Origin of the sequence: Epilithonimonas caeni DSM 17710 (genome assembly GCF_000426465.1) — a bacterium.
Taxonomy (GTDB): domain Bacteria; phylum Bacteroidota; class Bacteroidia; order Flavobacteriales; family Weeksellaceae; genus Epilithonimonas; species Epilithonimonas caeni.
Map to the genome: position 1 here is coordinate 1 of NZ_AUFK01000020.1, position 26555 is coordinate 26555.

Genomic DNA, 26555 nt, shown 5'->3' on the forward strand with positions numbered 1-26555 from the left:
TGGCTCAATCTATCGTTGTCAAAGACGCAGAATAAAAGCAGATAGAACATTTTCCTCCCATGGAGCACTTTACTATAGTGGTCAACATTGGTGGTCGCTGATAGATGGCTTAAAAGCGCCTCGGGAATGAAATCCAGAACCTGACTAAGGGAAACTTTGTGGTCATTGAATACTGACATAAATGTTTGATTATCAGTATAAATATACAAAATTTAAACGACAAAAACAAGTTAATTATTTGATTATCAGGTAATTGTAAAATTATTTTTTGCGCATATAAAAACAAAAAAGTCGGAAGAAAATCTTCCGACCATGACTAGTGTTAGTCCCGTTTTTTTACGAAATACTCTCACGAAATAAGAATATTCCTCGTAACCAAGACTGAAAGCAATATCTACAAGACTCTCATCAAGGTAGATCAGCAATCTTTTGGCTTCCAGAATGATGCGGTCTGATATAACTTCGGAAGCCGTTTTGTGAACTACGGTTTGCGTGATTCTGTTAAGATGTTTGGTGGAGATACTCATCCATTTTGCATATTGATTGGCAGATTTTTCTTTAATGAAATTTAATTCTAATAATTCTTCAAAATGCTGATAATGTTGAATATAAATCGGATTGGTCTGAGTTGTTTCGTTGAAGGAAAGTTCCGAAAACAATCTTGAACAATTGATGTATAATTGAGAAAGTAAAGAAATAATAAGGTTTTCTGATAATAGTTCGGAAGAAGAATTTTCGGTTCCTATCTGCTTAAATAAGTTTAAAATTCCAATTGTCTTTTGTTCTTCCAATTGTATTTTTCGAGGAAAAAGAACAGACCCGAAAAACGGATATTGCCTTAATTTTTCATTAACGAAATGAAGGTCGAAGAATTCCTGTGAATGAAAAAATATATAACCGTCCGTGTCTTCTGACAATTGCCAGCTATGGACCTGTCCCGGAGACATAAAGAAAAGGCTGCCTGGAGAAACATCATATTTTTGAAAATCAATTTCATGAATGCCTGTTCCTTTCGTAAAAATCATACAAGCATAAAAATCGTGACGATGAGGTTTCTCGATATGTTTATGGCTTTTTAAAAGATGCTCTTTGAGTGTGTTGAAATAAAAATCAGAACGTTTTGCTTCGGGTTGAAACAAATTGATATTCAGAACTGATATTTCATTGTTGTTCATTATTCTAAAAACAAATTCTGATTATTGAGAAAAAAGACATTCGGTTTCAAACGACCGAATGTCTTTATATGATTTTATCCAAAAGCTCTTTTCAAAAGACTCTCCACTTTTGGTTCTCTTCCACGGAAGTTTTTGTACAGCTCCATTGGATTTTTTGTTCCGCCTGACGATAGTAGGATTTTATATTTCGCAGCAATTTCCGGATTGAAAATCCCATTCTCTTTAAAGTATTGGAAAGCATCCGCATCCAGAACTTCCGCCCATTTGTAAGAATAATATCCCGCCGAATAGCCACCTTGGAAGATATGCGAAAAACTTGGACTTGCCGCAGTTTCCGGATTTGAAGGATAAAGATTGGTTGCCGCAGTTTTCTCCACTTCAAACTCCTTTACACTCTTATTCTCCAACGCTCCAACTTCGGTGTGATAAGCCATGTCCAATAACCCGAATCCAAGCTGTCTCAAAGTCTGATAACCTTCCATAAAAGATTTGCTCTGAGATAATTTCTCGATTTTTTCGGTTGGAAGAATTTCTCCCGTTTGATAATGTTTTGCAAATGTTTTCAAGAATTCCGGTTCGTAACAATAGTTTTCCAAAAACTGGGAAGGTAATTCCACAAAGTCCCATTTAACCGAAGTTCCGGAAAGATTCGGATATTGGGTGTCTGCCAAAACGCCATGAAGCGCATGTCCAAATTCGTGGAACAAGGTTGTTACTTCCTGGAAAGTCAGTAAACTTGGTGTGTCCTTTGTCGGTTTTGTGAAGTTGCAAACAACAGAAATATGCGGACGGGAATTTTCGCCGTCTTTTTTGTACTGATTTTTATAACTCGTCATCCAGGCGCCGGCACGTTTTCCTTTTCTTGGATGATAATCGGCGTAGAGTAGGGCTTTGTAATTTCCGTTTTCTGTGATTTCGTAAGTTTTTACATCGTGGGGATATTTTTGAACATCATCGATTTCTTTGAATTCCAGTCCGAATAATTTTCCGGCTAAACCAAAAACAGCTTCCTGAACTTTCTCCAACTGGAAATACGGTTTCAGTTCTTCATCATCAATATCGAATTTTTGTTTTCTTAATTTTTCTGCATAAAAAGCGTGGTCATAACTTTGGATGTCTTCGATTCCGTCAGCTTTTGCCAGGGACTTCAGTTCTTCGATTTCTTTTTGAGCATAAGGTGTTGCTTTTTCAAGAAGTTCATTCAAAAATTCGAAAACCTTAGTTGGCGATTGTGCCATTCTTTCTTCCAGAACAAAATCTGCATAATTCTTATAACCTAACAATTCTGCTTTTTCCTGGCGAAGTTTTACAATTTCTTTAATCAAATTCTGATTATCAAACTCTCCGCCGTCAAACGATTTTTTTCCGTTTGCTAAAGCTAATTCCTTTCTCAATTCACGGTTTTCGGCATAAGTCATTGCCGGAAGATAACTTGGATATTGCAAAGTAATCACATAACCTTCCAAATCTCTTTCCTTTGCATCTTCTTCGTATTGCTGAAGAATCGCTTCCGGAATGCCTTTTAATTCTTCCTTATTTATAATATGTTTGAAATAAGCATTGGTCGATGCCAAAGCATTTTGTCCGAACTGAAGCGATTTGATGGACAAATCCATATTGATTTTCTCCAGTTTCTTTTTATCTTCTTCATTGAGCAATGCACCGCTTCTTACAAAACCTTTGTAAGTTTCATTCAGTAAAGTCTGTTGCTCTTCATTTAAAGACAATCTGTCTTTTTGGTCGTAAATATTTTTGATTCTTTCGAACAGTTTTTCGTTTTGAGAAATTTTGGAAGAGAATTCTGTCAAAAGTGGCGAAACTTCCTGAGCGATTTTCTGAATCTCATCATTGGTCTCTGCAGAATTAATATTGAAGAAAATATTGGAAACTCTGTCGAGTTGCTCGCCGGAAAAAGCCATTGCTTCAATCGTATTTTCGAAAGTCGGAGCTTCTGAGTTATTTGTTATTTCATCAATTTCTTTTTCAGAATTTTTTATTAATTCCTGGAAAGCTGGCAGATAATGTTCTTCTTTGATGTCACTAAAAGGCGATGAAGTGTATTTTGTATTGAATTTTTCTAAAAGTGGATTCATAATTTTGTTGATAGTTGATAGTTGATAGTTGATAGTTGATAGTTGATAGTTAGGCCTTGTCAAGGTTTCAAACCTTGACAAGGCCTATAAATTAAAGCTCTTCGACTTCAATACTAGTCAAAGTCCTTTTCTTATAGATTCGAAGTCACAAATTTAGTACCTAAAGTTGAAAGTATGACAAAATTGCGCCCTACTTCGACAGGCTCAGTATAAACTCTTTGAGCGGAAATCCTTTTTTGCTTGTTTTCAAGTTCTATTTATGGTGGAATCTTCTGCAAAAAAGATTGAGAGCGGAAGACGGATAAAGGCGCCCTAATAAATATTATCATAGGAAAAGTTTTTGTGTTCAAATTCTTTTTAGATTTGTTTTGAACTTAAAACTAACTTATTATGAAGAAATTTCTAAAAATTATTAGCATCATCGTGGCGATAATCATTGCTTATTGCGTGATTGCAATGTTGTTTTTTGACAGTAAGTGTCATAACGAACAATCTCTCGTCATCAATGCCCCGAAAGAAAAAGTATGGCAAAATGTGAATTCTATGAAGGCTTTCAACACCTGGAATCCCTGGATGAAAATGGATCCGAACTTGGTTGTAACTTACAAAGGAACGACTGGTGAAGTGGGCGACGGCTACCATTGGAAAGGTAATGATGATGTGGGAGAAGGTGAACAGGAGATCACAGCGATTGTTCCAAACGTAAAGGTGGCAACAAAAATGCATTTTATCAAACCAATGGATGACAATGCGACTTCTGACCTGCTTCTTGCAACAGAAGGCTCCGGAACCAAAGTGACCTGGAATATTGATTATGAGATTGAAACGCTTTTCAAACCGATGAAACCGATGATGACCTGGCAGATGAACAAATCATTCTCGGAAGGTCTTGGAAAACTGAAAGAACTTTCTGAAAAATAGTAAACAAAAATCGCCTCAGCTAGCTGAGGCGATTTCATTTGATTTGAAAATTTATTTTGTATTATTTGATGATCAGTTTAGAAACTGCCAAACCTTCATCTGATTTCAACTGAACCAGGTAATTTCCTGTTCCGATTCCGTTGACAGAGAATGTTTCGTCTCCTTTAGCAGATTTCAGTTCGAAAGATTTTACCAGTTTACCGTTGAGGTCATAGATATTGATCTGTCCATTTTTAGCTTTGTTGTATCTGATTTTCAATAATCCGTCTGTAGCAGGATTCTGAACGATTTGTAATGATGTTTTGCTGGCATCGATTTTAGTTTCGTCAGTTGCCAAAGCCGTCTGGTTACCAAAAATTCTGAATTCTCCTGGCTGAAGAACTACTGTTGTAGAAGCATTTGCAGACATGGAGGAATTATCCATCAAGTTGTACCAAATTCCGGAATATGGGAAGCTGGGCGTAACAGTTTGAGCAGAAGTTGTGAAGTTGGCTACCACAACTACGTTTTTCAAAGAAGTTGAAGGTAAGGCATCATTCCAAACGAAAATCCTAGGTAAAAGATTTCCTGATTCTACTGTGAAAGTAGTTGTATCAAAAACCTGACTTGATAATCTGATCTGTAAAATTTTTGCCCAGGTATCATAGATAGCTTTTCTGCTTGCATCTGTATCGTAACCTAATGTGAAAGCAACTGGTTTCGGAGAAGTTCTGCAATCGTTGCTGATAGTTCCGTTCTCACATCTGTTGATGCTGAATTCGTAGCCTAATTCGCCAAACTGCCAAATCATTTTAGGGCCGGGAACTGTGAAGAAAACGGCACCAAATGCCTTTTGTCTTTCTAAAGCCGTTGCTAAGGTTTTTACGCTTCCGTTTCCGTAAGTCAGGTTTTTGTACATTAGGCGCTCTTCATCATGGCTTTCGCCATAAGTCATATTTCTTCTTTCGGCAAATCCGTGGTTTTCAAAATCAGCTCTGTTGAAGTTGCTATTGGAGTCATAGCCCATGGTGTTTTGACCAAAAGGTCCTGTCAGATTATCCCACATCATTACACCTTTCCCTTCATTGATTCTATAATTTGCCCATTGCTGTTCTTCTTGGTCACCTCCAAGATGCTCAAAAATGATATAAGAAGTCGGGTCGTATGACCATTGATAATCCGAATATAATTTCAGAACATCAACTCTGTCTTGTTGGTAAGAACCTGTGCAGGATTCGTCAGACGCGGTACAATTTTGAGTAAATCCTTTTGTTAAATCCCAACGGAACCCATCAATTTTATATTCAGTGATCCATTGTTCCAAAACTCTATTCACATAGTATCTGGTTTCAGCTTTTGAATGATTGAAATCGTAGAATACACTGTAAGCGTGCTTTGCTAACTGATTAAAATATGGGTTGTTGGACGCCACATCTCCGTAACTTCCGTCTGTGCTTGTTGACCAAAGTCTTTCTAATGGAGATCTTCCTGTTGCGTGATTAAGAGCAACATCTAGTATTACGGCAATCCCGTTTTGGTGACACTTGTCGATAAATTCTTTGAATTTTTCTGGAGTTCCGTAAGCTTTATCCAGTGCTAGATGGAATCCAGGATTATATCCCCAGGAATTGTTTCCATCAAACTCCATTACTGGCATCAATTCAATTGCATTCACATTCAATCCTTTGATGTAAGGAATCTTGTCAATTAAAGATTGCCAGTTTTGCTGAGCTGTGAAATCTCTTACCAATGCTTCGTACACAATAAGATTTTGTTTTGCTGGTTTTTGGAAGTTGGTAATTGCCCAGTTGTAAGCAGGTTTAGCTGTTTGAATTACAGAAACATCATATTGCTGCCCTGCAGGATACTTCATTGTAGTTTGAAGCTCCGGATAGGTCGTAGAAGATATCCAAGGGTCATCATCAGGAGATAGAACCAATGTTGAGTAAGGATCTGCAACTTTTACACCATCACTTGTTCTGTATTGGAAAGTGTAAACCTGTTGAGGTGTAAGTCCTGTGATCTCTATCCAATACAGGTTGGAATTGTTAGTGTCTCTTTTCATCAGATAATTGGAAGAGACCTGCCAATTATTGAAACTTCCAATAACATGAACATAACTTTTGAAAGGAGCATAAATGGCCAACCCTACTTTTGTAGCATCATTAGGGTCATAGCTGATACCTTGTCTCATGTAAGATGGCATTGCTGCCGTCTGCACACTTGGGGTTGGAGAGATGCTGAATTTTGACGTAAGTACGGTCCCATCTGCTACACTTGTTGCTGTAAGCTCGATTTGATTGTCTGTCGTAATATTGTAAGCAGTAAACATTGATGATACATTGTTCGCTGTATAAATAGTGTTTCCATTGGATTTTACAACATAATTTGCAGGCAAGGATGTGCTGTAAGAAATGGGATAGTTGCTTCCGGAAGCACTGAAATTAACTGTTCCGTTTTTCGGGGTTGTACTAACAAACTGGAATTTGCCAACCTCTGAGTAGATATCTTGTGATTGTCCGTTTCCGGTCTTTGTTTTAAGAAGGAAACCAATTCTTCCTAGTCCTGTTCTGTTGTAGAAAGTTCTTGGAACGAAGGTAATGGTGTATGTATCATTACCGGAATTGTAGGTCAGTTTGTTAGCTTCGTTGGAAGAAGCCCAGGTTCCATTGGTTGGACAATCTTGGCTATTGGCATCGTTGCTGTCATATGACCATGACCAAAGGTACAATGCGTTATTGGCGACTCCCCAGGTGGACTCGTTGATACTATTTCCATTAAATGTGATCGTAATGGATTCGTCTTCGTTAAAAGCAGCCGGACTGATGGAGTAGGTCACCGTCTGTGTCTGCGCAAAGGCTGAGATCGCAATAAAGAATGCGATCAGGTTGTAAAAAATTTTCATAAGGTCTATATATATAAAGTTTTTAAATATAGACTTTTTTCTTGATTTGATAAGTTTTTTGTTTTTCTGGTCTTTGTGTTTTTTAATATGCTGATATTTAAAGTTTTGTATTTTTGTTGATGATGCTGTGAAAATGTTTTTTCTTCACAATATGAAATTTATCTTAACCAAAAGTTAAGCTAAAGTTTCTTTTTTTTGTGATTATAATTGCTGGTTTTTGTGCCGTATTGAAAAATAAAATGTGATATATTTTTATAGTTTACGTTATTTTCTATATTTTTACAATTAAATAAAAAATAATAAACATTTATTTTAATTGAATGTTGAATATTGATATGTGATATTATTCTAATATATTTGACACTTAATTTAAATGTAAGGCTTGTTTACGATTAATTTAATTTCAATCAAAAAATCATCAATAAATTATGAAAAGTGCATCTGAATCAGGTTATCATCTAGACGGAGTTGATAAGGAGATTATTTATATGTTAATGGATAATGCTAAAACTTCTCTTGCACATATTTCCAAACATGTTGGGATTTCTACAACTGCAGTTCATCAGAGGATAAAAAAATTAGAACAGGCTGGAGTTATAGAGAATTCTATCTCTTTTCTTAACCCAAGAAAAATCGGCTACAAGGTCGTTTCTTACATTGGGGTTTTCCTGGATCAGCCCAGCCATTATCAAGAAGCGATCAAGAATCTTAACTTAGTGAACGAGGTAGTAGAAGCACATTACACAACAGGAAATTATACCATCTTTCTAAAGGTTCTTTGTAAAGACAATGATCATCTGATGCAGATTCTCAACAAGATCCAAAAGCTGAAGGGCGTTACCAGAACAGAAACGATTCTTTCTTTGGAGCAAAGTATCAACAGACAATTAAAAGTTTAAAAAAAATTATATAATCAACGAAAGGGTACAAGATATTTGTATCCTTTTGTTATTTTTGTATTTATGGAAATCAATCAATACTTAGACTCAACATATCTGAAAACTCCGGAACAATCCGGACTGACAGAGGAACAGACTTTCGAGGTAGTAAGAAAACTTACAGATGAGGCCATTGCCTACAACTTCAAGGAAGTAATGGTCCGTCCTAATTATGTTAAGCTTATAAAAGATTATTTATTGTCAAAAAACTCTCCAGTTTTAGTAGGGACGGTTATCGGTTTTCATGAAGGAACATATTCCTTGGAAGACAAATTGAAAGAAGCGAATCAAGCTATTTTGGATGGTGTAGATGAATTGGATTATGTTATCAATTATGAAGCATACAAAAAAGGAGAATTAGCTTTGGTTGAAAAAGAATTCATTGAAGGGACTAAATTAGGTCTTGATTTTGGGAAGACTGTAAAATGGATCATCGAGATTGCGGCACTTACAGATTCTCAAATTGCTGACTTGACAGCCAATATCTGGAAATGGGCCCAAGAGAATTTTGAAGAGAAAGATTTCGCAAAGATCTTTGTTAAATCTTCTACCGGCTTTTATATAACTGAAGGAGGGAAGCCAAACGGAGCTACTTTTGAAGGTGTAAAAATAATGTTGGATAATGCAGGACAACTTCCTGTCAAGGCTGCTGGTGGTGTAAAAACACCTGCCGATGCAGAAAAAATGATTACAATGGGAATCCGGAGAATTGGAACGTCTTCTGCGAAAGCACTTCTTGGAGAAGGTGAAGCAGGAGCTGGATATTAATAAATCTATTCTTAAGAAATAAAAAACCTCTCAAATTTTGAGAGGTTTTATTTTATATCAATGTCCATTAAAAAACTCCAGCATCGTTGACAAAGCATTTTCAGAATGCATCAGTTCACCATTTTCAAGAGATTCTTTGGCTGCGATTGAAGCTCTTTTCTGCATATTCTTTTCATAAACCGAAATCGCTTCCGTTAAAGAATTATATTTTTCAGATGTCAGACATTCACTTAGTTCTAAGGCATCCAGCATTGCCATATTTGCACCTTCACCTGCAAACGGAGGCATTATGTGAGCAGCATCACCAATCATTGTAAGATTTGGCAAGGTTTCCCAAGTCTGATCAAAAGGCATACAATAGATAGGCCTTGGGATAAAAGGAACTTCTGAGTTTTCAAACAATTCATACCAGATATGATTCCATTCAGGATAATTGATTTTGAACCATTCCAAAACTTGTTCTTTATTAAAATAATCCAGACCATTGGTCAAAGACCAGTTTTCATCTGCTTTGAAACTTGCATAGAAACCAATGTCACCATTTCCTTTTTGTCCCATCAATAGATTTTTCTCCTTTCCGAAAGCCATTATTTTTCCGCCTTTCAAAAGATTATTGATATTCGGAGCGGTTTCTTTTGCATTGTAGATATTTCCTTCCAGCATTGTTACGCCGGAATAGAAAGCTTTGATATCCGTAATGTAAGGACGGATTTTAGAGTTTGCTCCATCAGATGCAATAACGATATCTGCATAAGCTGATAAACCGTTCTTGAAATGCAATCTCCAACCTTCATTTTCTTTTTCCATCGAAACAAAACGGCTATCCCAAACTATGGTTTCGGATTGTATGGATTCAAGCAATATTTGTCTTAAAGTTCCACGGTCAATCTCTGGGCGAAAATACTCGTGTCCGAAATTTTCCTCAACTTTTGTGTCGTGGTCGCTGAAGAATATTTCAGCCTGTTCATTCATTATGAGTTTTTTGTCAGCTCCGGGAAGAAAATTATTTTTGAATTCTTCCAATAATTCTGCTTTGCGAATGGCTGCCAGACCAGATTTGTCGTGTAGATCCAAAGGAGAACCTTGAACACGTGCATTTTTATCAAAATCCCTTTCGTAAACTTTCACATCTGCCCCTTTTAATTGTAAAAGTCTTGCTAAAGTCAGTCCTCCCGGGCCACCGCCGACTATGGCGATTGATTTATTATTGATCAGCATAATTTTAAAATTTTATGCTGCAAAGTTATTTGGTGTGATAAACTAAAAATTGTAAAAAACGGTCGTTTTGATTTTTGAACAATTCTTTGGGAGAAACGCCGGAGAGTTTTTTGATTTCTTTGATGAAATGAGATTGGTCGGTAAAATTAAGCTGAGGGAAAAGATTACCGTCTTTGATATGATGAAGCGAAGCCTGAAAACGCAGGATTTTGCAGTAATACTTTAATGAAATTCCTAATTGTTTATTGAAATAGCGATTGATTTGGCGTTCGTTCCAGACGATTTTTTCAGAAAGTTCTTTCACGCTGATCTCTCCGTTGGTTTCAAAGATCAACTTGAATAATTTTCTTTTCCGTTCATCAATTTCTTTGGGTAAAAGCGATTGGACCTTCCGATCTGCTTTTTCACAAAACGATTCAAAATTATCTAGATCATTAATATTAAAGTCCCAGAAATTATTAGGTAATTCTTTCCCGCTATCCACAAATTCAGCAATAGATTGATGAAGAATGTATTCTAAAGCCAAAGGATTAAAACTGATTGAGAAAAAAGTTTCAATTTTTCTTTTGGGCATTGGTTTCGGTTCTGTTTCCAACCCCATTAAAATAATCTGGAATTGATTGTCGGTCGTTTTACAAAAGAGCAGGTCAATTTTCCCATTCGGAATAATTACACCATCATTGAAGTCGGACAAGTTTTCCAACGATGAATAGCAATATACAAAATCGGCCAGCAATGGGTCTGGCTTGATAAGTTTGTATTCTAATTCGTCCATTTTTATTAGACAGGCAGATTTTATTTATTTTCAGAAGGCTCCCAAAGCTCTATTTTATTACCGTCTGGATCTAAGATGTGAACAAATTTCCCATAATCAGAACTTTCGATTTCATCAAGAACGGTCACGTCATTTTCTTTTAGGTTTTTCACCAATCCTTCAATATTCTGAACACGGTAATTGATCATGAACTCCTTTTTCGAAGGAGAGAAATAGCTGCTTCCGGTTTTGAAGGGACTCCATTGTAGAGAATTGATTTTGTCAGGGTCATTAATGTTTCTTGATTCGAAAGTTGATCCCCACTCAGTGGTATCAAGGCCAAGATTCTTTGCATACCAATCTCTGGTTTCTTTCGGGTCATCGGAAAAAAAGAAAATGCCACCAATTCCGGTTACTTTTGGGGTTTTGTTTCGGTCTTCCATTTTATCATTTTAGTTATAGATTCAAATATAAATATTTTATTCCGCAACCCAAACACTCACATTTCCAGCAGGACAGGGAAAATCTGCCCAGCCATTTTCATCAATCATAATTTTATCCTGCAAGTGTCCGGTAAAATCATAAAACGTTTTTCCGGCATATCGTTTTCCTATTTCCATTGATTTTTGATTCACATCTTTGTTGCTCAGAATAACCGCACAACCTTGATGTTCATCATCACCTTCCCGGGTCCAGCCAATACAATGTGCGTCATCAAAATAGTCTCTTTGTTCACCGTAAGCAAAATCTTTTCTGGCTCGGATGAGCTGCTCGATCGCATCAACTTTATCAAGGAAAATTTCATATTCATTGCCGTCTTTTCCATGATCTTTGTAACTCGCTCCGTATAGATCGGGATAAAAAATACAGGGATAACCATCTTTTCTTAATAAGATAAGAGCATAGGCGATCGGTTTGAACCAGGTCTCAACCGGAGCTTCCAAAGCCTGAAGCGGCTGTGTGTCGTGATTGTCCACTACGGTTACTGCTTTGTCCGGATGAGATGCGACAAGTGTTTCTGTGAAAATCTCTCTTAGATCGTAATCCGGATTTTTGGAAGCATTATGAAGATTGTTCTGTAATGAGGAATCGAAAAGGCTCATACAACCTTCGGTAGAATCTATGTAAGCTTCCAAAAGATGAAGATATCCCGGTGCCCAGTATTCACCAACAGCGAAAATATTTTTCCCCGTATTGGCTCTTAACGTATGGAGCCATTCCTTATAAAAATCTGGTGAGATATGCTTCACGGCATCCAGTCTTACCCCGTCAAAGCCTGTCTCGTCGTGATACCATTTTCCCCAATGATTGAGTTCTTCCCGCACAAAGGGATTGCGATGTTCGATGTCGTTGTACATCAGGAAATCATAATTTCCTTTTTCATCATCAATGATATCGTCCCAGCCATCGCCGTGTTCATTGATGATTCTGTAAATGGCGCTTTCCATCCCTTCTGCATAATCTACTCCTGTGAAACAAGTAAAATTCCATTCAAAATCCGAATACTTTTTCTGTCTTCCGGGAAACGTGAACTTGGTGTAAGATTGAATTTCCATTACATCGGAAATGTCTTTGTTGCGGTCTTCCTCATCCACTTTTATGGCATTGAATTTTTCCAATTCATCGCCTCCGGCTTTATGATTCAGTACCACATCTACAATTGTTTGGATGTTTTTTTCTTTCAGAGATTTAATAGCTTTGAGATAGTCTTCTTTCGTTCCGTATTTTGTAGGAACAGTTCCTTTTTGGTCAAATTCTCCTAAGTCGAAAAGGTCGTAAGCACCATATCCGACACCATAACCACCATTGGTGGATTTGTAAGCTGGTGGAAGCCAAGCTGCGGTAATTCCCAGTTCAGAAAGATAATCAGCGGATTCTTTGACGTGTTTCCAAAGAAAGGAATCTCCATCGGTGTACCAATGGAAAAATTGAATCATAGTTCCGTTCATATTGTAGATTTTTTCAGTTGATTTTGATTTGATGTTTCAAACTATGAAAATATCAAGCCAACGAGTTTTGGAAAGGTTTAAGAGCAAAGTAAAAAGAATTAAAACAAGGCAAAAAGGTTCGTTTTCCACGCTAAAAGGCTCAGGAACTTTGCTAAAAGGGAGGATTTTCAACCTAAAAGGCTTAATCAAGAACCAAAAAATATGATTATTCAGCCAAAAAGGATGGTTTCCGGTCTAAAAGGCTCAAATTCCAGGCAAATAGACTCGATGATGAATCAAAAAGACTCATTGATGAGTATAGATCATTCGAGTTAATCATTGTCAAACTCCTCGAAAGGGATTTTTAACTGAACAGACACTTGTTTTTTCTCTTCCGTATTAAGGTTGGACAATGATAAGCCGAGTAAACGAATCGCTTTATCAAAAGGTCTGAGTTCCCACAGCTGTTTAGCGGTTTTGTAGAATTTCTCCGAATTTTCAAAATACAATTCCTGAGTTTTGCTTCTCGTGTAAAGCGAAAAATCTTTGTATTTGATTTTCAGAGTCAGGGTTTTACCTTGGATCTCTCTTCTTCCGAGACGTTCTTCCAGTTCCAGACTTAGAGATTTCAGTTTTTCATCAATCTGTTCATCCTCATTGATGTCATCCCAAAAAGTTCGTTCAACAGCCACACTCTTCTGGATTCGGTTTGGTTTTACCTCCCCATTATGAATTCCTCGAACGACATTGTAATAATATCTCCCGGATTTTCCGAAAAGCTTTTCCAGTTCATCCAGAGATTTGGCTTTCAAATCGGCACCTTTGAAGATGTGAAGTGTGTGCATTCTATTAGCTGTCACTTTTCCTACACCATAGAATTTCTCAATTGGAAGATTTTCCAAAAACTCATTGATCTTTGTTGGATGAATGGTTTTCTGTCCGTTGGGTTTATTGATGTCGGAAGCTACTTTCGCCAGGAATTTATTGACAGAAATTCCCGCAGAAGCCGTCAGTCCAGTTTCTTCAAAAATCCGTTTTCTTATTTCTTTGGCAATGTCGTTGGCTGATTCGATTCCTTTTTTATTTTCTGTAACATCCAGATAAGCCTCGTCCAGAGAAAGTGGTTCCACCAAATCAGTATAATCATGAAAGATGTTCCTGATTTTGCTAGAGATTTCTTTGTATCGCTGGAATCTTGGTCTTACAAAGATGAGGTGCGGACATTTTTCTTTTGCCGTTTTACTGGGCATCGCTGACCTTACTCCAAATTTTCTAGCCTCATAACTTGCTGCAGCAACCACACCACGATGACCTCCACCAACTGCAATAGGTTTCCCTCGCAAGCCCGGATTGTCGAGCTGCTCCACGGAAGCATAAAAAGCGTCCATGTCTACGTGGATTATTTTGCGTTGCGATTGCATCGAACAAATTTATGCAAAAAAAAATCCCAAAAATTTTCGGGATTGTAATATTGTTATTTTGTAAGCTTGTCGATTGTTGATTGTATTTCGGGATCATCCGGAGAAATCGCATAATATTTTGCAATATCCGACTTTTGGTCCACCACAATATATCTCGGGATCCAGTTGAGGTCAACATAATTGTTGAAATCATTCTTCCATCCCGATGCAAACCAATAATTCTCTTTGTCCTTCATTTCAAATTTATCAAGACTTTTATCAAAACCTTCTTTTGAGCGTTCCAGTGAAAGGAATACAAAGTCGATATTTGGATTTTGTGCTTCTAATTCTTTTGCCTTTGGAAATGCTTTCAGACAATCTTTGCACCAACCGGCCCAGAAATCCAGCACTAAAACTTTACCTTTGTGCTGGTCCAGAATATCTTTTATGGAAGTTTCTTTTCCATTTTCGTCCTGTAATTTTTGTGCTAAAGCTGCTTTGGAAAATTTGGTTTTCAGGACTTTTGGAACTTCCTGCGTAAATCCCAATTGAAAAACAAATAATAAGATGTAAACTAGTATCCTCTTCATTTTTTTTAATTTGTATGAAACGAAGTTAAGGAATAATACCCAATTTGTATATTTTGGGAAATGTTTATTGAGAGAAAATGTTTAATCCTTAAAATATTGTGAAAATCTTTTTGAATTTCATTGGAATTGTTAAAATATATTTAATTTTGAATAAAAGTTATTAATGGGAAACTCGGATTTCATCAAAAGGAAATTTGAAAAATTTGATGAAGGTTTTTATCAGGAACTCAAAGAGCACGGGATTTTTACCTCGGTCAATGCCAAACAGGAATTGATTGCCGAAGGTGATAAGGTGAAATTTATTCCCATACTTATAAAAGGTTCTGTAAAAGTGTATAATTTGAATGACGGAAAAGAGCTGGTCTATTATTATATATCGCCAGGAGAAAGTTGTATAATGACGTTCTCCACAATTTTTACGGATAAAGTGAGTAGAATATATGCCATCTCAGAAGAAAAATCTGAAATTCTATTGCTTCCCGTTCCTCAATTCCTGAATTGGCTTCAAACCTATCCTCAATTGAATCAAATGTTTTTTCTGGAATATGATTCGAGGTATAAATTTATGATGGAAACAATCAACAAGATTGTTTTCCAGAAGTTGGACCACCGGGTTTTAGAATATCTCCACGAAAGAATCAGAAGAAGTGGGGCAGATGTTGTAAAGGTCTCACATAAGAAGATCGCTGATGAATTGGGAACTGCGAGAGAAGTGGTCAGCCGCATTCTGAAAAAATTTGAAAAAGAGGGATTGATTACACAAAGCCCATTAGGAATAGAAATAATTGAAAAGCGGTGACTTTAGTCACCGTTTTTTTATGTACATACATCATAATTTTGAACAAAAAGGTTTATATGTCAAAACTTCTATCATTTATCTCTTTATTCATTCTGATTTTATCTTATGCGCAGGACGATCTGTTGAAAGAAATCGATACTGTAAAAACGGAAGAGCCTTATTCTCCCAGCTTCAAAGCATTGCAGGTTGTTACGGCACAATCCACAAAGTTACCTTCAAAAAAAGAATTTTATCTGGATATTTCTCACAGGTTCGGAGATGTAAGTGATGGGTTCAAGAATTTCTTCGGGCTTGATAATGCTACTACAAAACTTGGAGTGGTTTATGGTCTTACGGACTGGATGTCATTGAACTTTGCCAGACATACCTATCAAAAAACCTACGAGTTTGGTGCAAAGTACAGACTTTTCAAACAAGAAAAGGAATCGCCGTTTGATATTGTCGGTTACAATGTTTTGGACATCAATTCAGAACTTAAAAAAGATAATTTTCCAAAACTCGATTTTTCAGATAGATTTTCCTACTTGTCACAATTATTGATTTCCAGAAGATTCACAGAAAATCTGACTTTGCAGTTAACGCCCAGTTATATTCATAGAAATCTGATAGAACCGACAATTGACAGTAAAGATCTCTTCTCTACAGGTCTGGGAGGACGATACAAAATTTCGAAAAGGGTTTCTATCAACGCAGAATATTTCTACAACTTCGAGAATAAGAATTTCTACAAAAATCCTTTATCTGTAGGAATGGATATCGATACAGGCGGACACGTTTTCCAGTTGGTCTTCAGTAATTCCCAGGCCAATACAGAAACTGGTTACATAAGCAATGCGACAGGTGATTGGGCGAAAGGACATTTCTTCTTTGGATTTAATCTTTACAGAGTTTTTTAAATGCTGATTATGAAAAGTACAATAAAATTATTCATTCCGGTTTTGGGTTTTATGATATTAATAGGTTGTGATACAAAAACTTATGAAGAGATTTCTGATGTCAAGCCAATTACAGAAACCGTTACCTACAACAAAAATGTAAAGACGATCATTGATAATAATTGTGTCGTTTGCCACTCGCCGACGGGTTCTAATCCTTATTTCCCGCTGACGGATTACACGGCAGTGAAAAATTCGATTGACAATATTCTGGATAGAATCCAGAGAGCCAATGGCGACCCTTTGAAAATGCCTCAAGGCGGAACATTATCCCAGGATAATATCAATATAATCATCAAATGGAAAGCAGATGGTTTGCTTGAAAACTAATTAATAAATAAAGAAAAAATGAAAGTTTTAGTTTTTTTAACGGGTTTGATTCTAACAACGAATTTTGCTTTTGCTCAAAAATATTCCACCAAAACAGGGAAGATCACTTTTGAAGCTTCGGTTCCGTTGTTTGAAGATGTATATGCCGAGAATAACAATTCGACAGCAATACTGAATGCTGATACCGGAGATATTGCCTCGCTTGCAATGGTCAATGGATTTACTTTTAAATCCAGCCTGATGCAGGAACATTTCAATGAAAACTATGCAGAATCTGCCAAGTATCCCAAGACAAGTTTCAAAGGTAAGATTTTGAACTTTGATAAAAACGATTTGTCAGCCAAACCAAAAGCTTATACCATTTCCGGAACATTGAATTTTCATGGTGTTGACAACGCGGTTCAATCAACCGCTAATGTTTATCTGAAAGATAATAAAATTGTTGTTCAGGGGAAATTTGTTGCCAAAACTGCAGATTATAAAGTGAAAATCCCAAAAATGGTAGCTGCGAAGGTCGCTGAAAATGTGAATGTCAATTATAACTTTTTACTCCAGAAATAATGAAAAAATACGTTACGATAATTCTCTTATTAATGGCTTTTGGCCTGGGTTTTTCACAAACTAAAAATGTTTTTGATATTGCCCGGAGCGGAACCCTTGACGAAATGAAAACTTTGGTGAGTCAAAATCCTGATGTCATTAATTCTAAAAATGAAAGAGGTTTTACCCCGCTGATCTTGGCTTGTTACAGAGGTAATACAGAAGTGGCAAAATATCTGATTGATAATGTAAAAGATTTGAATTATGTAAGTCCCGAAGGAACAGCACTGTCTTCATTGTGTATTAATTATAACAAGGAGCTTGTAGAAAAAATCCTGTCCAAAAAAGCAGACCCCAATCTTCCGGATTCCAATGGAAATACTGCATTGATGTGGGCTGTAAAAAGAGGGAACATTGAACTTGCAAAAATTCTTCTCGACAACAAAGCTGATAAAACAATAAAAGATTCTATGGGCATCTCTGCGTTTGAGTATGCGATAAAGTCTAATAATAATGATATGATCAATCTTCTAAAATTTTAATATATGACAAAAAAAAATCTACTTTTATGTATTCCGCTTTTTATCAGCGGAATGGTTTCTTCTCAGTTTTCTACCGGCACTGTCAGTCTGCCAACAACGTCTATGAGCGTTAAAATCGATGTAGACGCTACCGATGTTACAATGACTCTGACGGGGAGCAGTACGAGTTGGCTGGGAATTGGTTTTAGTGATGAGGGAATGAAAGCCGGTGCTGACGGATTCATTTATAACAGTACTGCAAACAGAGACTACACTTTCAACGGTGTTGGCGTAACTCCTTCCGCAGATGCTGCACAAAATTGGACGGAACTTTCCAATACTGTTTCTGCTGGTACGAGAACTTTGGTAGTAAGAAGGACGCTTGCCGGCGGAAGCGGAGATTTTGCTTTTACAAATTCAGCCGGAACTCTTCCTGTCTTTTATGCAAAGGGAAGCGCTTTGAACTTAGCGAACCACGGTGGCGGAAACAGAGATTATGCTACTTTGACATTAGCTCCTTCTTTGGCTGTTGATGAAGCCAATGCTTCAGCGAAAAAAATAGGTGTTTATCCTAATCCTGTAAAAGATATCCTGAATTTTACCAATGCTGATAAAATCAGTTCGCTTAAAATTTATGATTCTACAGGGAAACAGGTTTTATCTCAAAAATCTGTAGTAAGTCTGGATGTTTCTCAGTTAACGAAAGGTGTTTATTTCATAGAATTTGAAAGTACAGACGGTTTGAAGAGCTACGAAAAATTAATTAAGAACTAACAAAAAACCTCAGAATTTCTGAGGTTTTTAATTTTATATTTAATTGTAATTTTTTATGAGTCCTTTTACGACCTTGATCACATTCGGCATTGCTTTATTCGCTGCTTCAAGAACTTCTTCATGAGAAACGGCGAAGGATATTTCCGGCCCTCCCAGGTCTGTGATGATCGAAAGACAAAAACAATCCATTCCCTGATGTTTTGCTACAATTACTTCAGGAACAGTGCTCATCCCGACAGCATCACCTCCGATTGCTCTTACCATTCCGTATTCTGCAGGTGTTTCAAATGTTGGTCCTGTCAAAGCAACGTAAACGCCTTCTTTTAAATCAATATTTTCTTGAGCCGCAATGGTTTTCGCGAGTGTGATCATTTTACGGTTGTAAGGTTCGCTCATATCCACGAAACGAGGCCCTAATTCGTCGATATTTCTTCCTCTCAACGGGTGTTCCGGCATCATATTGATGTGATCGGTCAGAATCATAATATCAGCGACTTTGAAATTTGGATTGACTCCACCGGCAGCATTGGATAGGATCAAGTTTCTAATTCCTAACAAATGAAAAACTCTAAAAGGAAAAGTGACCGTTTCGATAGAATGACCTTCATAATAATGAAAACGTCCGCTCATCATCAGAACTTTTTTACCCTCGAGGATTCCATATATTAATTTTCCACCATGACCGACCACTGTGGTCTGAGGAAAATTAGGAATGTCCTTGTAATCTAAAGTATGAATAGCATCAACCTCATTCTGGAGTTTTCCAAGACCAGAACCTAAAACAATTGCAAAATCAGGTGTTTCTCCAATGATATTCTTAATGAACTCAGCTGTTTCTTTAAACTTTTCTAACATAATTCTGAATGATTTTGTTGAAATCTTCTCTCTTGTCAATCTCTACGTTGATTGGCCAATAATAGATTTTGTCCCGAAGGTAATCAAATGTCTTTAGGCGAACGTAATCTTTTTCGGTTGTCAAAATAACTTTATACTCGCCCAGTTTTTTATATTCTGCAGATATTTTTTTGATATCATCATCCGTAAAATTATGGTGGTCCTTATATTGCAGATGTTTGATCTTCTTGTTGTATTTGGAGATCTCTTTCAATAATTGTGAAGGATTTGCAATTCCCGTGATCAGCAAGACATCATAATAATCCAGATTTTTTACAGGCATCATTTTATCAATTCCAAGAATGTTCTCATCATAAGCAATCGCAGAGAAGAATACTTTCTGATAATGCTGAGGTCTGATTCTGGAGATATAATATTGTTTTTTCTCCTCTGTAAGATCATCCGGGCATTTTGTGACCATAATGATGTTCGCACGATGCATGCCGTTTCTGCTCTCACGAAGATCACCCGCCGGTAAAATAAAATCTTTGAAATAAGGGTCGTTGTAATCCGTCAAAAGAAGATTCATTCCAGGTTTTATCGCCCGATGTTGATAGCTGTCGTCTAAGATCAGAACCTCAAGATCCATATCAGAAATGATCTTCTTTGCACCAAAGACACGATCTTCACAAACTCCGATTACGAATCGGTTCCGGAAACGTTCAAATAACTGCATTGGCTCATCACCAACGAGTTTATAGTTGCTTTCGTAGTTTACAATGCCATATCCTTTCGTAATCCTTCCGTATCCTCGGGAGAGTACGCCTGTTCTGTAATATTTGGATAGATATTCTGCCAGATACATGACCATGGGAGATTTTCCACTGCCTCCGACAGACAGGTTCCCGACCCCGATTATCGGCGTTCTGAATTTCGAAGAAGAAAAAATTCCCCAATCATACATTCGGTTTCTAATAGAAGTTCCCAAATGATAACCCAAGGAAAAAGGGTAGAGATACCATCTTTTCATATGTGGCAAAAGTAAGGATTTCTATGAAAATAAAATTATCTTATAGCCCTAAAACTTTTAATATTATTTATTGATGATAAGTTTCAAACTTTGTTTTTGCCCGGAACCGGTCCTTATATTGAGAATGTAATTCCCATTTGGGATATATTTGATTTATTTTTTATAAAAACAAGATGAAAGTCACCCCGATTATACCAATGGTTTTTTAATTATCTTTGCATACTTATATAGAACGTATGATATTATCTATGACAGGTTTTGGCCGTGCCGAAACTGTTTATGAAGGGAAAAAAATCACAATTGATATCAAGTCTTTGAACAGCAAGAACTTTGACCTTAATGTTAAAATTCCGTTGAGATACAAAGAGAAGGAATTTGATATCAGAAAATTATTGAATGACAAGATACTCCGAGGAAAAGTAGATTGTTATATCAACTGCGAAAGTCTTGAGGATAATAACGATGTAAAGATCAATCAGGATGTTGTCAAAAATTATATGGACCAATTGAGAGATGTAGGCTCCGATGCTCCTGAATTTGAACTGCTGAAGATGGCTGTGAGAATGCCGGATGCGCTTTCTACTAAAAACTCCGATCTGGAAGAAGACGAATGGAAGGCACTTCTGGAAACCGTAGAAAATTCAATATCAAAATTTATCGAGTTCAGACAGACAGAAGGTGCTAATCTCGCTGTTGAGATTGAGAAGATCGTCCAGAATATCGAATATAATCTAGGTCAGGTAGCTCAATATGAGGAGGAAAGAATTCAGCCGATTAAAGAACGTTACCAGACCGCGCTTAAGAATTTTGAGAATATCGATGAAACAAGATATTATCAGGAGATGGTTTATTTTGTTGAGAAACTGGATATCTCGGAAGAAAAAGTTCGTCTTTCCCAACACATCAAATATTATCTCGAAGTAATGAGAAACGAAGATTTCAATGGAAAGAAATTGGGTTTCATTGCGCAGGAAATGGGAAGGGAGATCAATACTTTGGGTTCAAAAGCCAATCATTCTGAGATTCAGAAATTGGTGGTCGAGATGAAGGATGATCTGGAAAAAATCAAGGAGCAAACACTGAATGTTTTGTAGAAAAAACAAGATAAAAGTCAAAAGAATCAAATAAGGAAGCTTCGTAGAAGCGAAATATTTGTAGAAAAGATAACCAGACGTAAGAAAGCTCCGTAGGAGCGATACATTTGTATGCAATTTTCACTTAAATTTTTTTTTCTGTTTTTATTTGCGATTTTAAAATCGCAAAATGTAGATGTATTTGCCAATATTTCTTCCGAATTGAAGGAAACTGAAATCAGAATTTACAAAGACAGAGGGATTACCAATATTGGAAATATTTTTAGGATTTATCAAGAAAATAAAATCTGGAAAGCGGAGTTGATTCAATGGTTTTTACCAAAAAAAATTAGTAACGATGAATTTGAAAGGATCGCTCCTAAATTAACTGTTCTTAAGCCTGACAAATCTATAGAAGAAATCTTTGTAAATTTTCAAGCAAGAAATATAAATTATTTACCAAAAGAAGAAACTTTTGAATATAAAAAAACAAGTAACAAAAAAGTTGTTTTTGATGAAGATGAAAATGAATTTGTATTTCAACAACAGATAACGTCAATCTTGGATGGAACAGGATATTTAGTAAAATATCAAGCAGGTAAACAAAAAAACGAGTTTGATTACAGTAATCCCGAGTCTTATCTAAAACATTACCCAGGGATTGATGAACTCAAAAGTTTTGTCGATATTTTAAAGTATATCAGAAAAGAATTTAACATAGAATTTTAAAAATCAAATTTTGAAAGAAAAAGTTATCATATTCTCCGCGCCGTCCGGAAGTGGAAAAACAACATTGGTAAAACATGGGCTTTCTGTGGTTCCGCAACTCAGTTTTTCAATTTCTGCTACCACAAGACAACCAAGAGGCGAAGAAAAACACGCAGTAGATTATTATTTTTTAACACCGGAAGAATTCAGAACCAAAATCTCGAAAGACGAATTTGTAGAGTTCGAAGAAGTTTATACCGATAAATATTACGGAACTCTCAAATCCGAAGTCGAAAGAATCTGGAAGGAAGGAAAAGTCGTGATTTTCGATGTCGATGTCAAAGGCGGAATCCGACTGAAAGAGATTTTCGGAGACAAAGCACTGTCGATTTTCGTAATGCCTCCAAGCATCGCCGAGTTGGAACAAAGATTGATAAAAAGAAATACCGACTGCGCAGAAACCATCAAAACCAGAGTCGAAAAAGCAGGCGAAGAAATGACCTACCAAAAACATTTCGATAAAATCATTGTTAATACAGATTTGAACAAAGCAAAGGCCGAAGTCGAGGAAATTATCAATAACTTTATCAATAATTAAAATCTGAAACACACAATGGATAATACATTAGACATCGCAATAAATAATATGCCTGTCAAAGGCTTTCTTGACCTCAAGGAGTTTGCGATTCCGACAGGAGATGATCTTGTAAAAGCAATTTTAGACCTTAAAAAAGAAAAAAATGCCGTGATTCTGGCGCATTATTATCAGCCGGGACCGATTCAGGATATCGCCGATTTTCTTGGCGATTCTTTGCAGTTGGCAAGACAGGCTAAAGAAACAGATGCTGATATGATTGCATTTTGCGGCGTTCACTTTATGGCGGAAGCAGCAAAGATCCTTAACCCGACCAAAAAAGTGGTTCTTCCCGATACTTTGGCTGGCTGCTCTCTGGCAGACGGCTGTTCGGCGGAAGGTCTCAACAAGATGCGTGAGCAATATCCCGATGCACTGGTGGCGACTTATATCAACTGTAATGCAGAAACCAAAGCCGCTTCCGATATTATTGTGACGAGTTCCAATGCCGAACAGATCATCAATGCTTTGCCAAAAGACCGACCGATCATCTTCGCACCGGATAAAAACTTGGGAAGATATCTCAGCAAAAAAACGGGACGTGATATGATTCTTTGGGACGGCAGCTGCATCGTTCATGAGGCGTTTTCTATGGAACGTATCGCAAAACAGTTGGCCGATCATCCCAATGCAAAACTGATTGCACACCCGGAAAGCGAAACACCGGTTCTGGAGCTGGCACATTTCATCGGTTCCACTTCCGCACTGTTGAATTATGTTGAGCAGGACGATTGTCAGGAGTTCATCATCGCCACAGAAGAAGGCATCCTTCACGAGATGAGAAAACGTGCACCGCACAAATCATTGATTCCGGCTTTGGTTTTCGACGAGAGCTGCAACTGTTCAGAGTGTTTCTTTATGAAGAGAAATACTTTGGAAAAACTCTATCTGTGTATGAAGTACGAACTTCCGGAAATCGTAATGGATGAAGAAGTTCGTCTCAAAGCACTCAAGCCGATCGAAGCCATGCTGGAACTTTCCAAAAGCATCAAATAAATTACACCTCGTCTTTTTAGATGAGGTTTTTTCATGGAACTATTTGGCAATACCTTCGCCAACCTTTTTCAGCCGCACGGGTCGTGGTATTCGTTACAAACCTAACGAAGTGGTTCTGCGAAACCAATCTTTTTTTGCGTCAACATTTGTCGGGCTGAGGCTCTCGAAGCTCCAAAAAAGAACTTCCACTACTATCCCTATTGCAGCTGCACAAGAAAGAAACCTTCAACAGTTTCCACGGTATTTGTCATTCCGTAAGAATCTAAACGAGATTCCTACGGAATGACAAACTTTATGTTTAAATTCGCTGCTTCTCTGAGCGAAGCGCTTTTGCGAACCTTAAAATATTTTCTATTTCGGTAAAAAATCTTTGCGGACTTTGCGTTCAAAATTTTTTTATATTTTTAAAGAATGAAACATTTATACTCCATCTAAACTTATAAAAACAATATAAAAGCTAGATGAAATCAAAAATCATTTTAGAAGACATAAAAATCTATGCTTATCACGGTGTTTTACCAGAAGAAGCTTTGATTGGAAATAATTATATCATCAATGCAGAGCTGCACGCTGATCTAGAAAAAGCATCGCAATCCGACAATCTTGATGACACCATCAATTATGCCGAGGTCAGTGAGATCATTCATCAGGAAATGGCAATCCGTTCCGAACTTTTGGAACATGCTATTGGGAGAATCATCAATAAAATTGAAAACGCATTTCCTCAAATCAATTTCGTCAGGATCAAATTGACCAAAACAGTTCCGCCGATGCCAGGCGAAATGAAAGGTGTAAGCTTGGAATTTGAAAAGGAAATTATATAATTGAATGGCTTCGAGAGCCTCAGCCTGACAATGTCCAAAATAGACAAAAAATGCTAAAGTTGTCACTCTGAGGCTCTTCGAAGAGTTTATAATAATGTTAACAAAATCTTAAAATTTGGTATCAAGTTTGATGCAAAGAACTCAAATACAAAATTTTATGAAGAATTATATCGCAGTAAGTATTGCTGCCTTAGGTTTTATTATCGCTGCAGCCTTATTGGGCGGCGCCATCAAGAACAGGAACAGGGCGGAAAATACCGTTTCTGTCACAGGACTTGGTTCCAAAACTTTTACTTCTGATCTAATCACCTGGTCCGGGAGTTTTTCCAAAAATGATTTTGACCTCAAATCAGCTTATGACGGATTGGCTGTTGACAGAAAAGTGATTTCGGATTATCTGGTGTCAAAAGGTGTGAAACAAAATGAAATGGTTTTCTCTGCTGTGGATATTCAGAAACAGTTTAGAAATTTTACAGATTCCAACGGCAATTATCAACAAGGAGAATTTTCTGGATATAATTTGACCCAAAGTGTTTCTATCCAGTCAAAAGAGGTTTCAAAAATCGAGAATATCTCCAGGAATATTACGGAGATCATCAATCGTGGCATCGAATTCACATCTTCTTCTCCACAATACTTTTATACAAAACTGGCAGAGGTCAAACAACAGATGATAGCTGATGCAACTAAGGATGCGAAGGAAAGAGCTGAAAAAATTGCAGAAAATGCAGGAAGCAGTCTGGGGAATCTGAAAAAAGCGACAATGGGCGTCATCCAGATCACAGCTCCAAACTCCAACGAAGATTATTCCTATGGCGGAACTTACAATACTACTTCCAAAGAAAAGGAAGCCAGCATTACCATAAAACTTGAATATGAGGTTGATTAAAGTAAAGGAGCGAATTTTTCGCTCCTTTATAATTTGGTCTTGCTGTCAAAAACCAATGTGACCGGTCCGTCATTAATTAATGAAACTTTCATATCTGCCCCGAAAATTCCGCTTTCTGTTTTCAGACCGGATTTTTTAATCTCATCTTTGAAATATTGAAATAACGGAATGGCTTTATCCGGTCTCGCAGCTTTTATATAAGACGGACGATTGCCTTTTTTATAATCAGAGATCAAAGTAAACTGGCTGATGCAAAGTATTTCACCATTGATGTCTTTCACAGAATGGTTCATTTTTCCTTCATCATCAGAAAAAACCCTTACATCGAGAATCTTTTTTACGAGCCAATCTGCATCAGATCGTCCGTCGGTTTCATCAACACCGATCAATAACATCAATCCTTTCCCTATTTTTCCTACAATTTCTTTGTCAACTTTTACGCTCGCTTCGGAAACGCGTTGTATTACTACTCTCATTTGTTAATTGTAAATAGAAAGGATATTGTTCGCGTAATTATATCCATAGGTTTTAGGAGCTGTCTTGGCTACTTTAGAAGGTTGTCCTGTGATCAATATCCATTCCGCACCATCTTTTGGGCAATAAACTGCGGTTCCGTTTTTAACTTCCAAAGTCGTGTCGGCGTCAGGACAAAGATGGGGTGCATTTCTATCATATACCTTGAACCCACTGGTTGTTCTTACCACAATCAATCCCCGAGTGCCTGATTGCTGTTCGGCTATATAGATCCAACCTCCTACAGTTTGTAATTCATAATATTGGGGCAAGCTTAGATTCAATTGTACGGAAATTACGGAATCTGGAAAACAACTAACTGTGTCATCCCTTTCCCTGCAAGAATTTATGATGCTTAAAGAACTGATTATCAAAAATAATGTAAATAGTAATGCTATTTTTTTGGTTTTCATTTCAAAATAAATTATATATTTGTAAACTCAATTCGAGACAAAATAGTATCCGGCAAAGGTCGGATTATTTTTT

At 36.9% G+C, this 26555-nt stretch carries 28 protein-coding genes; 15 read left to right on the forward strand and 13 right to left on the reverse strand.

What is annotated here, in order from left to right; genetic code table 11:
- Window positions 1-245: 245 nt before the first annotated feature.
- Complete coding sequence (locus K319_RS20530) at window positions 246-1175, reverse strand: AraC family transcriptional regulator (RefSeq protein WP_051230716.1); 930 nt, start codon at window positions 1173-1175, stop codon at window positions 246-248.
- A 74-nt stretch (window positions 1176-1249) separates the two neighbouring features.
- Window positions 1250-3268: a M3 family metallopeptidase gene (locus tag K319_RS0114160; protein ID WP_027384183.1), complete on the reverse strand. Its 2019-nt coding sequence runs from the start codon at window positions 3266-3268 to the stop codon at window positions 1250-1252.
- A 390-nt stretch (window positions 3269-3658) separates the two neighbouring features.
- Here K319_RS0114160 and K319_RS0114165 point away from each other — a divergent pair, with 390 nt between their 5' ends.
- The gene (locus K319_RS0114165) at window positions 3659-4189 is read left to right on the forward strand and encodes an SRPBCC family protein (protein WP_027384184.1); all 531 of its coding nucleotides are present in this window, start codon (window positions 3659-3661) and stop codon (window positions 4187-4189) included.
- Between the two features lie 61 nt (window positions 4190-4250).
- On the opposite strand, the gene K319_RS0114170 is transcribed toward K319_RS0114165, so the two are convergent.
- Complete coding sequence (locus K319_RS0114170; RefSeq protein WP_027384185.1) at window positions 4251-7073, reverse strand: alpha-amylase family glycosyl hydrolase; 2823 nt, start codon at window positions 7071-7073, stop codon at window positions 4251-4253.
- A gap of 428 nt (window positions 7074-7501) precedes the next feature.
- On the opposite strand from K319_RS0114170, the gene K319_RS0114175 reads away from it, so the two are divergent.
- Both K319_RS0114175 and deoC read left to right on the forward strand, forming a co-directional pair.
- Window positions 7502-7972, forward strand: a complete 471-nt coding sequence (locus K319_RS0114175; RefSeq protein WP_027384186.1) for an Lrp/AsnC ligand binding domain-containing protein — start codon at window positions 7502-7504, stop codon at window positions 7970-7972.
- A gap of 63 nt (window positions 7973-8035) precedes the next feature.
- Window positions 8036-8779, forward strand: a complete 744-nt coding sequence (gene deoC / locus K319_RS0114180) for a deoxyribose-phosphate aldolase (protein ID WP_027384187.1) — start codon at window positions 8036-8038, stop codon at window positions 8777-8779.
- Between the two features lie 57 nt (window positions 8780-8836).
- Here the strand turns inward: deoC and K319_RS0114185 are convergent, their stop codons facing one another.
- The 6 genes from K319_RS0114185 to K319_RS0114220 all read right to left on the reverse strand — a co-directional run bounded on the left by K319_RS0114185 (window position 8837) and on the right by K319_RS0114220 (window position 14669).
- Window positions 8837-9997: an FAD-dependent oxidoreductase gene (locus K319_RS0114185; RefSeq protein ID WP_027384188.1), complete on the reverse strand. Its 1161-nt coding sequence runs from the start codon at window positions 9995-9997 to the stop codon at window positions 8837-8839.
- A gap of 25 nt (window positions 9998-10022) precedes the next feature.
- A complete protein-coding gene (locus K319_RS0114190; RefSeq protein ID WP_027384189.1) occupies window positions 10023-10772 on the reverse strand; it encodes a helix-turn-helix domain-containing protein in 750 nt (249 codons plus the stop codon).
- A 20-nt stretch (window positions 10773-10792) separates the two neighbouring features.
- Window positions 10793-11194, reverse strand: a complete 402-nt coding sequence (locus K319_RS0114195) for a VOC family protein (RefSeq protein ID WP_027384190.1) — start codon at window positions 11192-11194, stop codon at window positions 10793-10795.
- A gap of 36 nt (window positions 11195-11230) precedes the next feature.
- A complete protein-coding gene (locus tag K319_RS0114200; protein WP_027384191.1) occupies window positions 11231-12700 on the reverse strand; it encodes an alpha-amylase in 1470 nt (489 codons plus the stop codon).
- 311 nt (window positions 12701-13011) lie between these two features.
- Window positions 13012-14100, reverse strand: coding sequence for a DNA polymerase IV (gene dinB, locus K319_RS0114215; protein ID WP_027384192.1), 1089 nt, complete (start codon window positions 14098-14100; stop codon window positions 13012-13014).
- A gap of 53 nt (window positions 14101-14153) precedes the next feature.
- A complete protein-coding gene (locus K319_RS0114220; protein ID WP_027384193.1) occupies window positions 14154-14669 on the reverse strand; it encodes a TlpA family protein disulfide reductase in 516 nt (171 codons plus the stop codon).
- 163 nt (window positions 14670-14832) lie between these two features.
- On the opposite strand from K319_RS0114220, the gene K319_RS0114225 reads away from it, so the two are divergent.
- The 6 genes from K319_RS0114225 to K319_RS0114250 are packed head-to-tail and all read left to right on the forward strand — an operon-like array spanning window position 14833 to window position 18568.
- Window positions 14833-15468: a Crp/Fnr family transcriptional regulator gene (locus tag K319_RS0114225; RefSeq protein WP_027384194.1), complete on the forward strand. Its 636-nt coding sequence runs from the start codon at window positions 14833-14835 to the stop codon at window positions 15466-15468.
- Between the two features lie 56 nt (window positions 15469-15524).
- Entirely contained in the window at window positions 15525-16364 is an 840-nt protein-coding gene (locus K319_RS0114230) for a DUF5777 family beta-barrel protein (protein WP_027384195.1), read from the forward strand.
- Between the two features lie 9 nt (window positions 16365-16373).
- Window positions 16374-16733 (forward strand): c-type cytochrome, encoded by a 360-nt coding sequence (locus tag K319_RS0114235; RefSeq protein ID WP_027384196.1) that lies wholly within the window; start codon window positions 16374-16376, stop codon window positions 16731-16733.
- 18 nt (window positions 16734-16751) lie between these two features.
- Window positions 16752-17294, forward strand: a complete 543-nt coding sequence (locus K319_RS0114240) for a YceI family protein (RefSeq protein WP_027384197.1) — start codon at window positions 16752-16754, stop codon at window positions 17292-17294.
- Window positions 17294-17815: an ankyrin repeat domain-containing protein gene (locus tag K319_RS0114245; protein ID WP_027384198.1), complete on the forward strand. Its 522-nt coding sequence runs from the start codon at window positions 17294-17296 to the stop codon at window positions 17813-17815. The genes K319_RS0114240 and K319_RS0114245 overlap by 1 nt, the downstream gene beginning before the upstream one ends.
- Window positions 17816-17818: 3 nt before the next feature.
- A complete protein-coding gene (locus K319_RS0114250) occupies window positions 17819-18568 on the forward strand; it encodes a T9SS type A sorting domain-containing protein (RefSeq protein ID WP_027384199.1) in 750 nt (249 codons plus the stop codon).
- A gap of 39 nt (window positions 18569-18607) precedes the next feature.
- On the opposite strand, the gene K319_RS0114255 is transcribed toward K319_RS0114250, so the two are convergent.
- Window positions 18608-19423, reverse strand: a complete 816-nt coding sequence (locus K319_RS0114255; RefSeq protein WP_027384200.1) for a purine-nucleoside phosphorylase — start codon at window positions 19421-19423, stop codon at window positions 18608-18610.
- The gene (gene lpxK, locus K319_RS0114260; protein ID WP_027384201.1) at window positions 19407-20432 is read right to left on the reverse strand and encodes a tetraacyldisaccharide 4'-kinase; all 1026 of its coding nucleotides are present in this window, start codon (window positions 20430-20432) and stop codon (window positions 19407-19409) included. The genes K319_RS0114255 and lpxK overlap by 17 nt, the downstream gene beginning before the upstream one ends.
- A gap of 236 nt (window positions 20433-20668) precedes the next feature.
- Between lpxK and K319_RS0114265 the strand changes: the two genes are divergently transcribed.
- The 6 genes from K319_RS0114265 (at window position 20669) to K319_RS0114290 (ending at window position 25556) form a co-directional block, all read left to right on the forward strand.
- The gene (locus K319_RS0114265; protein WP_027384202.1) at window positions 20669-21526 is read left to right on the forward strand and encodes a YicC/YloC family endoribonuclease; all 858 of its coding nucleotides are present in this window, start codon (window positions 20669-20671) and stop codon (window positions 21524-21526) included.
- Window positions 21527-21637: 111 nt separating this feature from the next.
- The gene (locus tag K319_RS0114270) at window positions 21638-22234 is read left to right on the forward strand and encodes a hypothetical protein (RefSeq protein ID WP_027384203.1); all 597 of its coding nucleotides are present in this window, start codon (window positions 21638-21640) and stop codon (window positions 22232-22234) included.
- 10 nt (window positions 22235-22244) lie between these two features.
- Window positions 22245-22811, forward strand: coding sequence for a guanylate kinase (gmk, locus tag K319_RS0114275; RefSeq protein ID WP_027384204.1), 567 nt, complete (start codon window positions 22245-22247; stop codon window positions 22809-22811).
- Window positions 22812-22826: 15 nt separating this feature from the next.
- Window positions 22827-23843 (forward strand): quinolinate synthase NadA, encoded by a 1017-nt coding sequence (gene nadA, locus K319_RS0114280; protein ID WP_027384205.1) that lies wholly within the window; start codon window positions 22827-22829, stop codon window positions 23841-23843.
- A 461-nt stretch (window positions 23844-24304) separates the two neighbouring features.
- Window positions 24305-24667 (forward strand): dihydroneopterin aldolase, encoded by a 363-nt coding sequence (gene folB / locus K319_RS0114285; protein ID WP_027384206.1) that lies wholly within the window; start codon window positions 24305-24307, stop codon window positions 24665-24667.
- 157 nt (window positions 24668-24824) lie between these two features.
- Window positions 24825-25556, forward strand: coding sequence for an SIMPL domain-containing protein (locus tag K319_RS0114290; RefSeq protein ID WP_027384207.1), 732 nt, complete (start codon window positions 24825-24827; stop codon window positions 25554-25556).
- A 26-nt stretch (window positions 25557-25582) separates the two neighbouring features.
- Here K319_RS0114290 and dtd read toward each other — a convergent pair whose 3' ends face one another.
- On the reverse strand, window positions 25583-26032 hold the full coding sequence (gene dtd / locus K319_RS0114295) for a D-aminoacyl-tRNA deacylase (RefSeq protein WP_027384208.1): 450 nt from the start codon (window positions 26030-26032) through the stop codon (window positions 25583-25585).
- 3 nt (window positions 26033-26035) lie between these two features.
- On the reverse strand, window positions 26036-26482 hold the full coding sequence (locus K319_RS0114300) for a hypothetical protein (RefSeq protein ID WP_027384209.1): 447 nt from the start codon (window positions 26480-26482) through the stop codon (window positions 26036-26038).
- Between the last annotated feature and the right edge of the window lie 73 nt (window positions 26483-26555).

Bases quoted from the DNA above. Each gene is read 5' to 3' on its own strand.
- K319_RS20530 (WP_051230716.1), bottom strand. From the start codon at position 1,175: ATGAACAACAATGAAATATCAGTTCTGAATATCAATTTGTTTCAACCC.
- K319_RS0114160 (WP_027384183.1), bottom strand. From the start codon at position 3,268: ATGAATCCACTTTTAGAAAAATTCAATACAAAATACACTTCATCGCCT.
- K319_RS0114165 (WP_027384184.1), top strand. From the start codon at position 3,659: ATGAAGAAATTTCTAAAAATTATTAGCATCATCGTGGCGATAATCATT.
- K319_RS0114170 (WP_027384185.1), bottom strand. From the start codon at position 7,073: ATGAAAATTTTTTACAACCTGATCGCATTCTTTATTGCGATCTCAGCC.
- K319_RS0114175 (WP_027384186.1), top strand. From the start codon at position 7,502: ATGAAAAGTGCATCTGAATCAGGTTATCATCTAGACGGAGTTGATAAG.
- deoC (WP_027384187.1), top strand. From the start codon at position 8,036: ATGGAAATCAATCAATACTTAGACTCAACATATCTGAAAACTCCGGAA.
- K319_RS0114185 (WP_027384188.1), bottom strand. From the start codon at position 9,997: ATGCTGATCAATAATAAATCAATCGCCATAGTCGGCGGTGGCCCGGGA.
- K319_RS0114190 (WP_027384189.1), bottom strand. From the start codon at position 10,772: ATGGACGAATTAGAATACAAACTTATCAAGCCAGACCCATTGCTGGCC.
- K319_RS0114195 (WP_027384190.1), bottom strand. From the start codon at position 11,194: ATGGAAGACCGAAACAAAACCCCAAAAGTAACCGGAATTGGTGGCATT.
- K319_RS0114200 (WP_027384191.1), bottom strand. From the start codon at position 12,700: ATGAACGGAACTATGATTCAATTTTTCCATTGGTACACCGATGGAGAT.
- dinB (WP_027384192.1), bottom strand. From the start codon at position 14,100: ATGCAATCGCAACGCAAAATAATCCACGTAGACATGGACGCTTTTTAT.
- K319_RS0114220 (WP_027384193.1), bottom strand. From the start codon at position 14,669: ATGAAGAGGATACTAGTTTACATCTTATTATTTGTTTTTCAATTGGGA.
- K319_RS0114225 (WP_027384194.1), top strand. From the start codon at position 14,833: ATGGGAAACTCGGATTTCATCAAAAGGAAATTTGAAAAATTTGATGAA.
- K319_RS0114230 (WP_027384195.1), top strand. From the start codon at position 15,525: ATGTCAAAACTTCTATCATTTATCTCTTTATTCATTCTGATTTTATCT.
- K319_RS0114235 (WP_027384196.1), top strand. From the start codon at position 16,374: ATGAAAAGTACAATAAAATTATTCATTCCGGTTTTGGGTTTTATGATA.
- K319_RS0114240 (WP_027384197.1), top strand. From the start codon at position 16,752: ATGAAAGTTTTAGTTTTTTTAACGGGTTTGATTCTAACAACGAATTTT.
- K319_RS0114245 (WP_027384198.1), top strand. From the start codon at position 17,294: ATGAAAAAATACGTTACGATAATTCTCTTATTAATGGCTTTTGGCCTG.
- K319_RS0114250 (WP_027384199.1), top strand. From the start codon at position 17,819: ATGACAAAAAAAAATCTACTTTTATGTATTCCGCTTTTTATCAGCGGA.
- K319_RS0114255 (WP_027384200.1), bottom strand. From the start codon at position 19,423: ATGTTAGAAAAGTTTAAAGAAACAGCTGAGTTCATTAAGAATATCATT.
- lpxK (WP_027384201.1), bottom strand. From the start codon at position 20,432: ATGAAAAGATGGTATCTCTACCCTTTTTCCTTGGGTTATCATTTGGGA.
- K319_RS0114265 (WP_027384202.1), top strand. From the start codon at position 20,669: ATGATATTATCTATGACAGGTTTTGGCCGTGCCGAAACTGTTTATGAA.
- K319_RS0114270 (WP_027384203.1), top strand. From the start codon at position 21,638: ATGCAATTTTCACTTAAATTTTTTTTTCTGTTTTTATTTGCGATTTTA.
- nadA (WP_027384205.1), top strand. From the start codon at position 22,827: ATGGATAATACATTAGACATCGCAATAAATAATATGCCTGTCAAAGGC.
- folB (WP_027384206.1), top strand. From the start codon at position 24,305: ATGAAATCAAAAATCATTTTAGAAGACATAAAAATCTATGCTTATCAC.
- K319_RS0114290 (WP_027384207.1), top strand. From the start codon at position 24,825: ATGAAGAATTATATCGCAGTAAGTATTGCTGCCTTAGGTTTTATTATC.
- dtd (WP_027384208.1), bottom strand. From the start codon at position 26,032: ATGAGAGTAGTAATACAACGCGTTTCCGAAGCGAGCGTAAAAGTTGAC.
- K319_RS0114300 (WP_027384209.1), bottom strand. From the start codon at position 26,482: ATGAAAACCAAAAAAATAGCATTACTATTTACATTATTTTTGATAATC.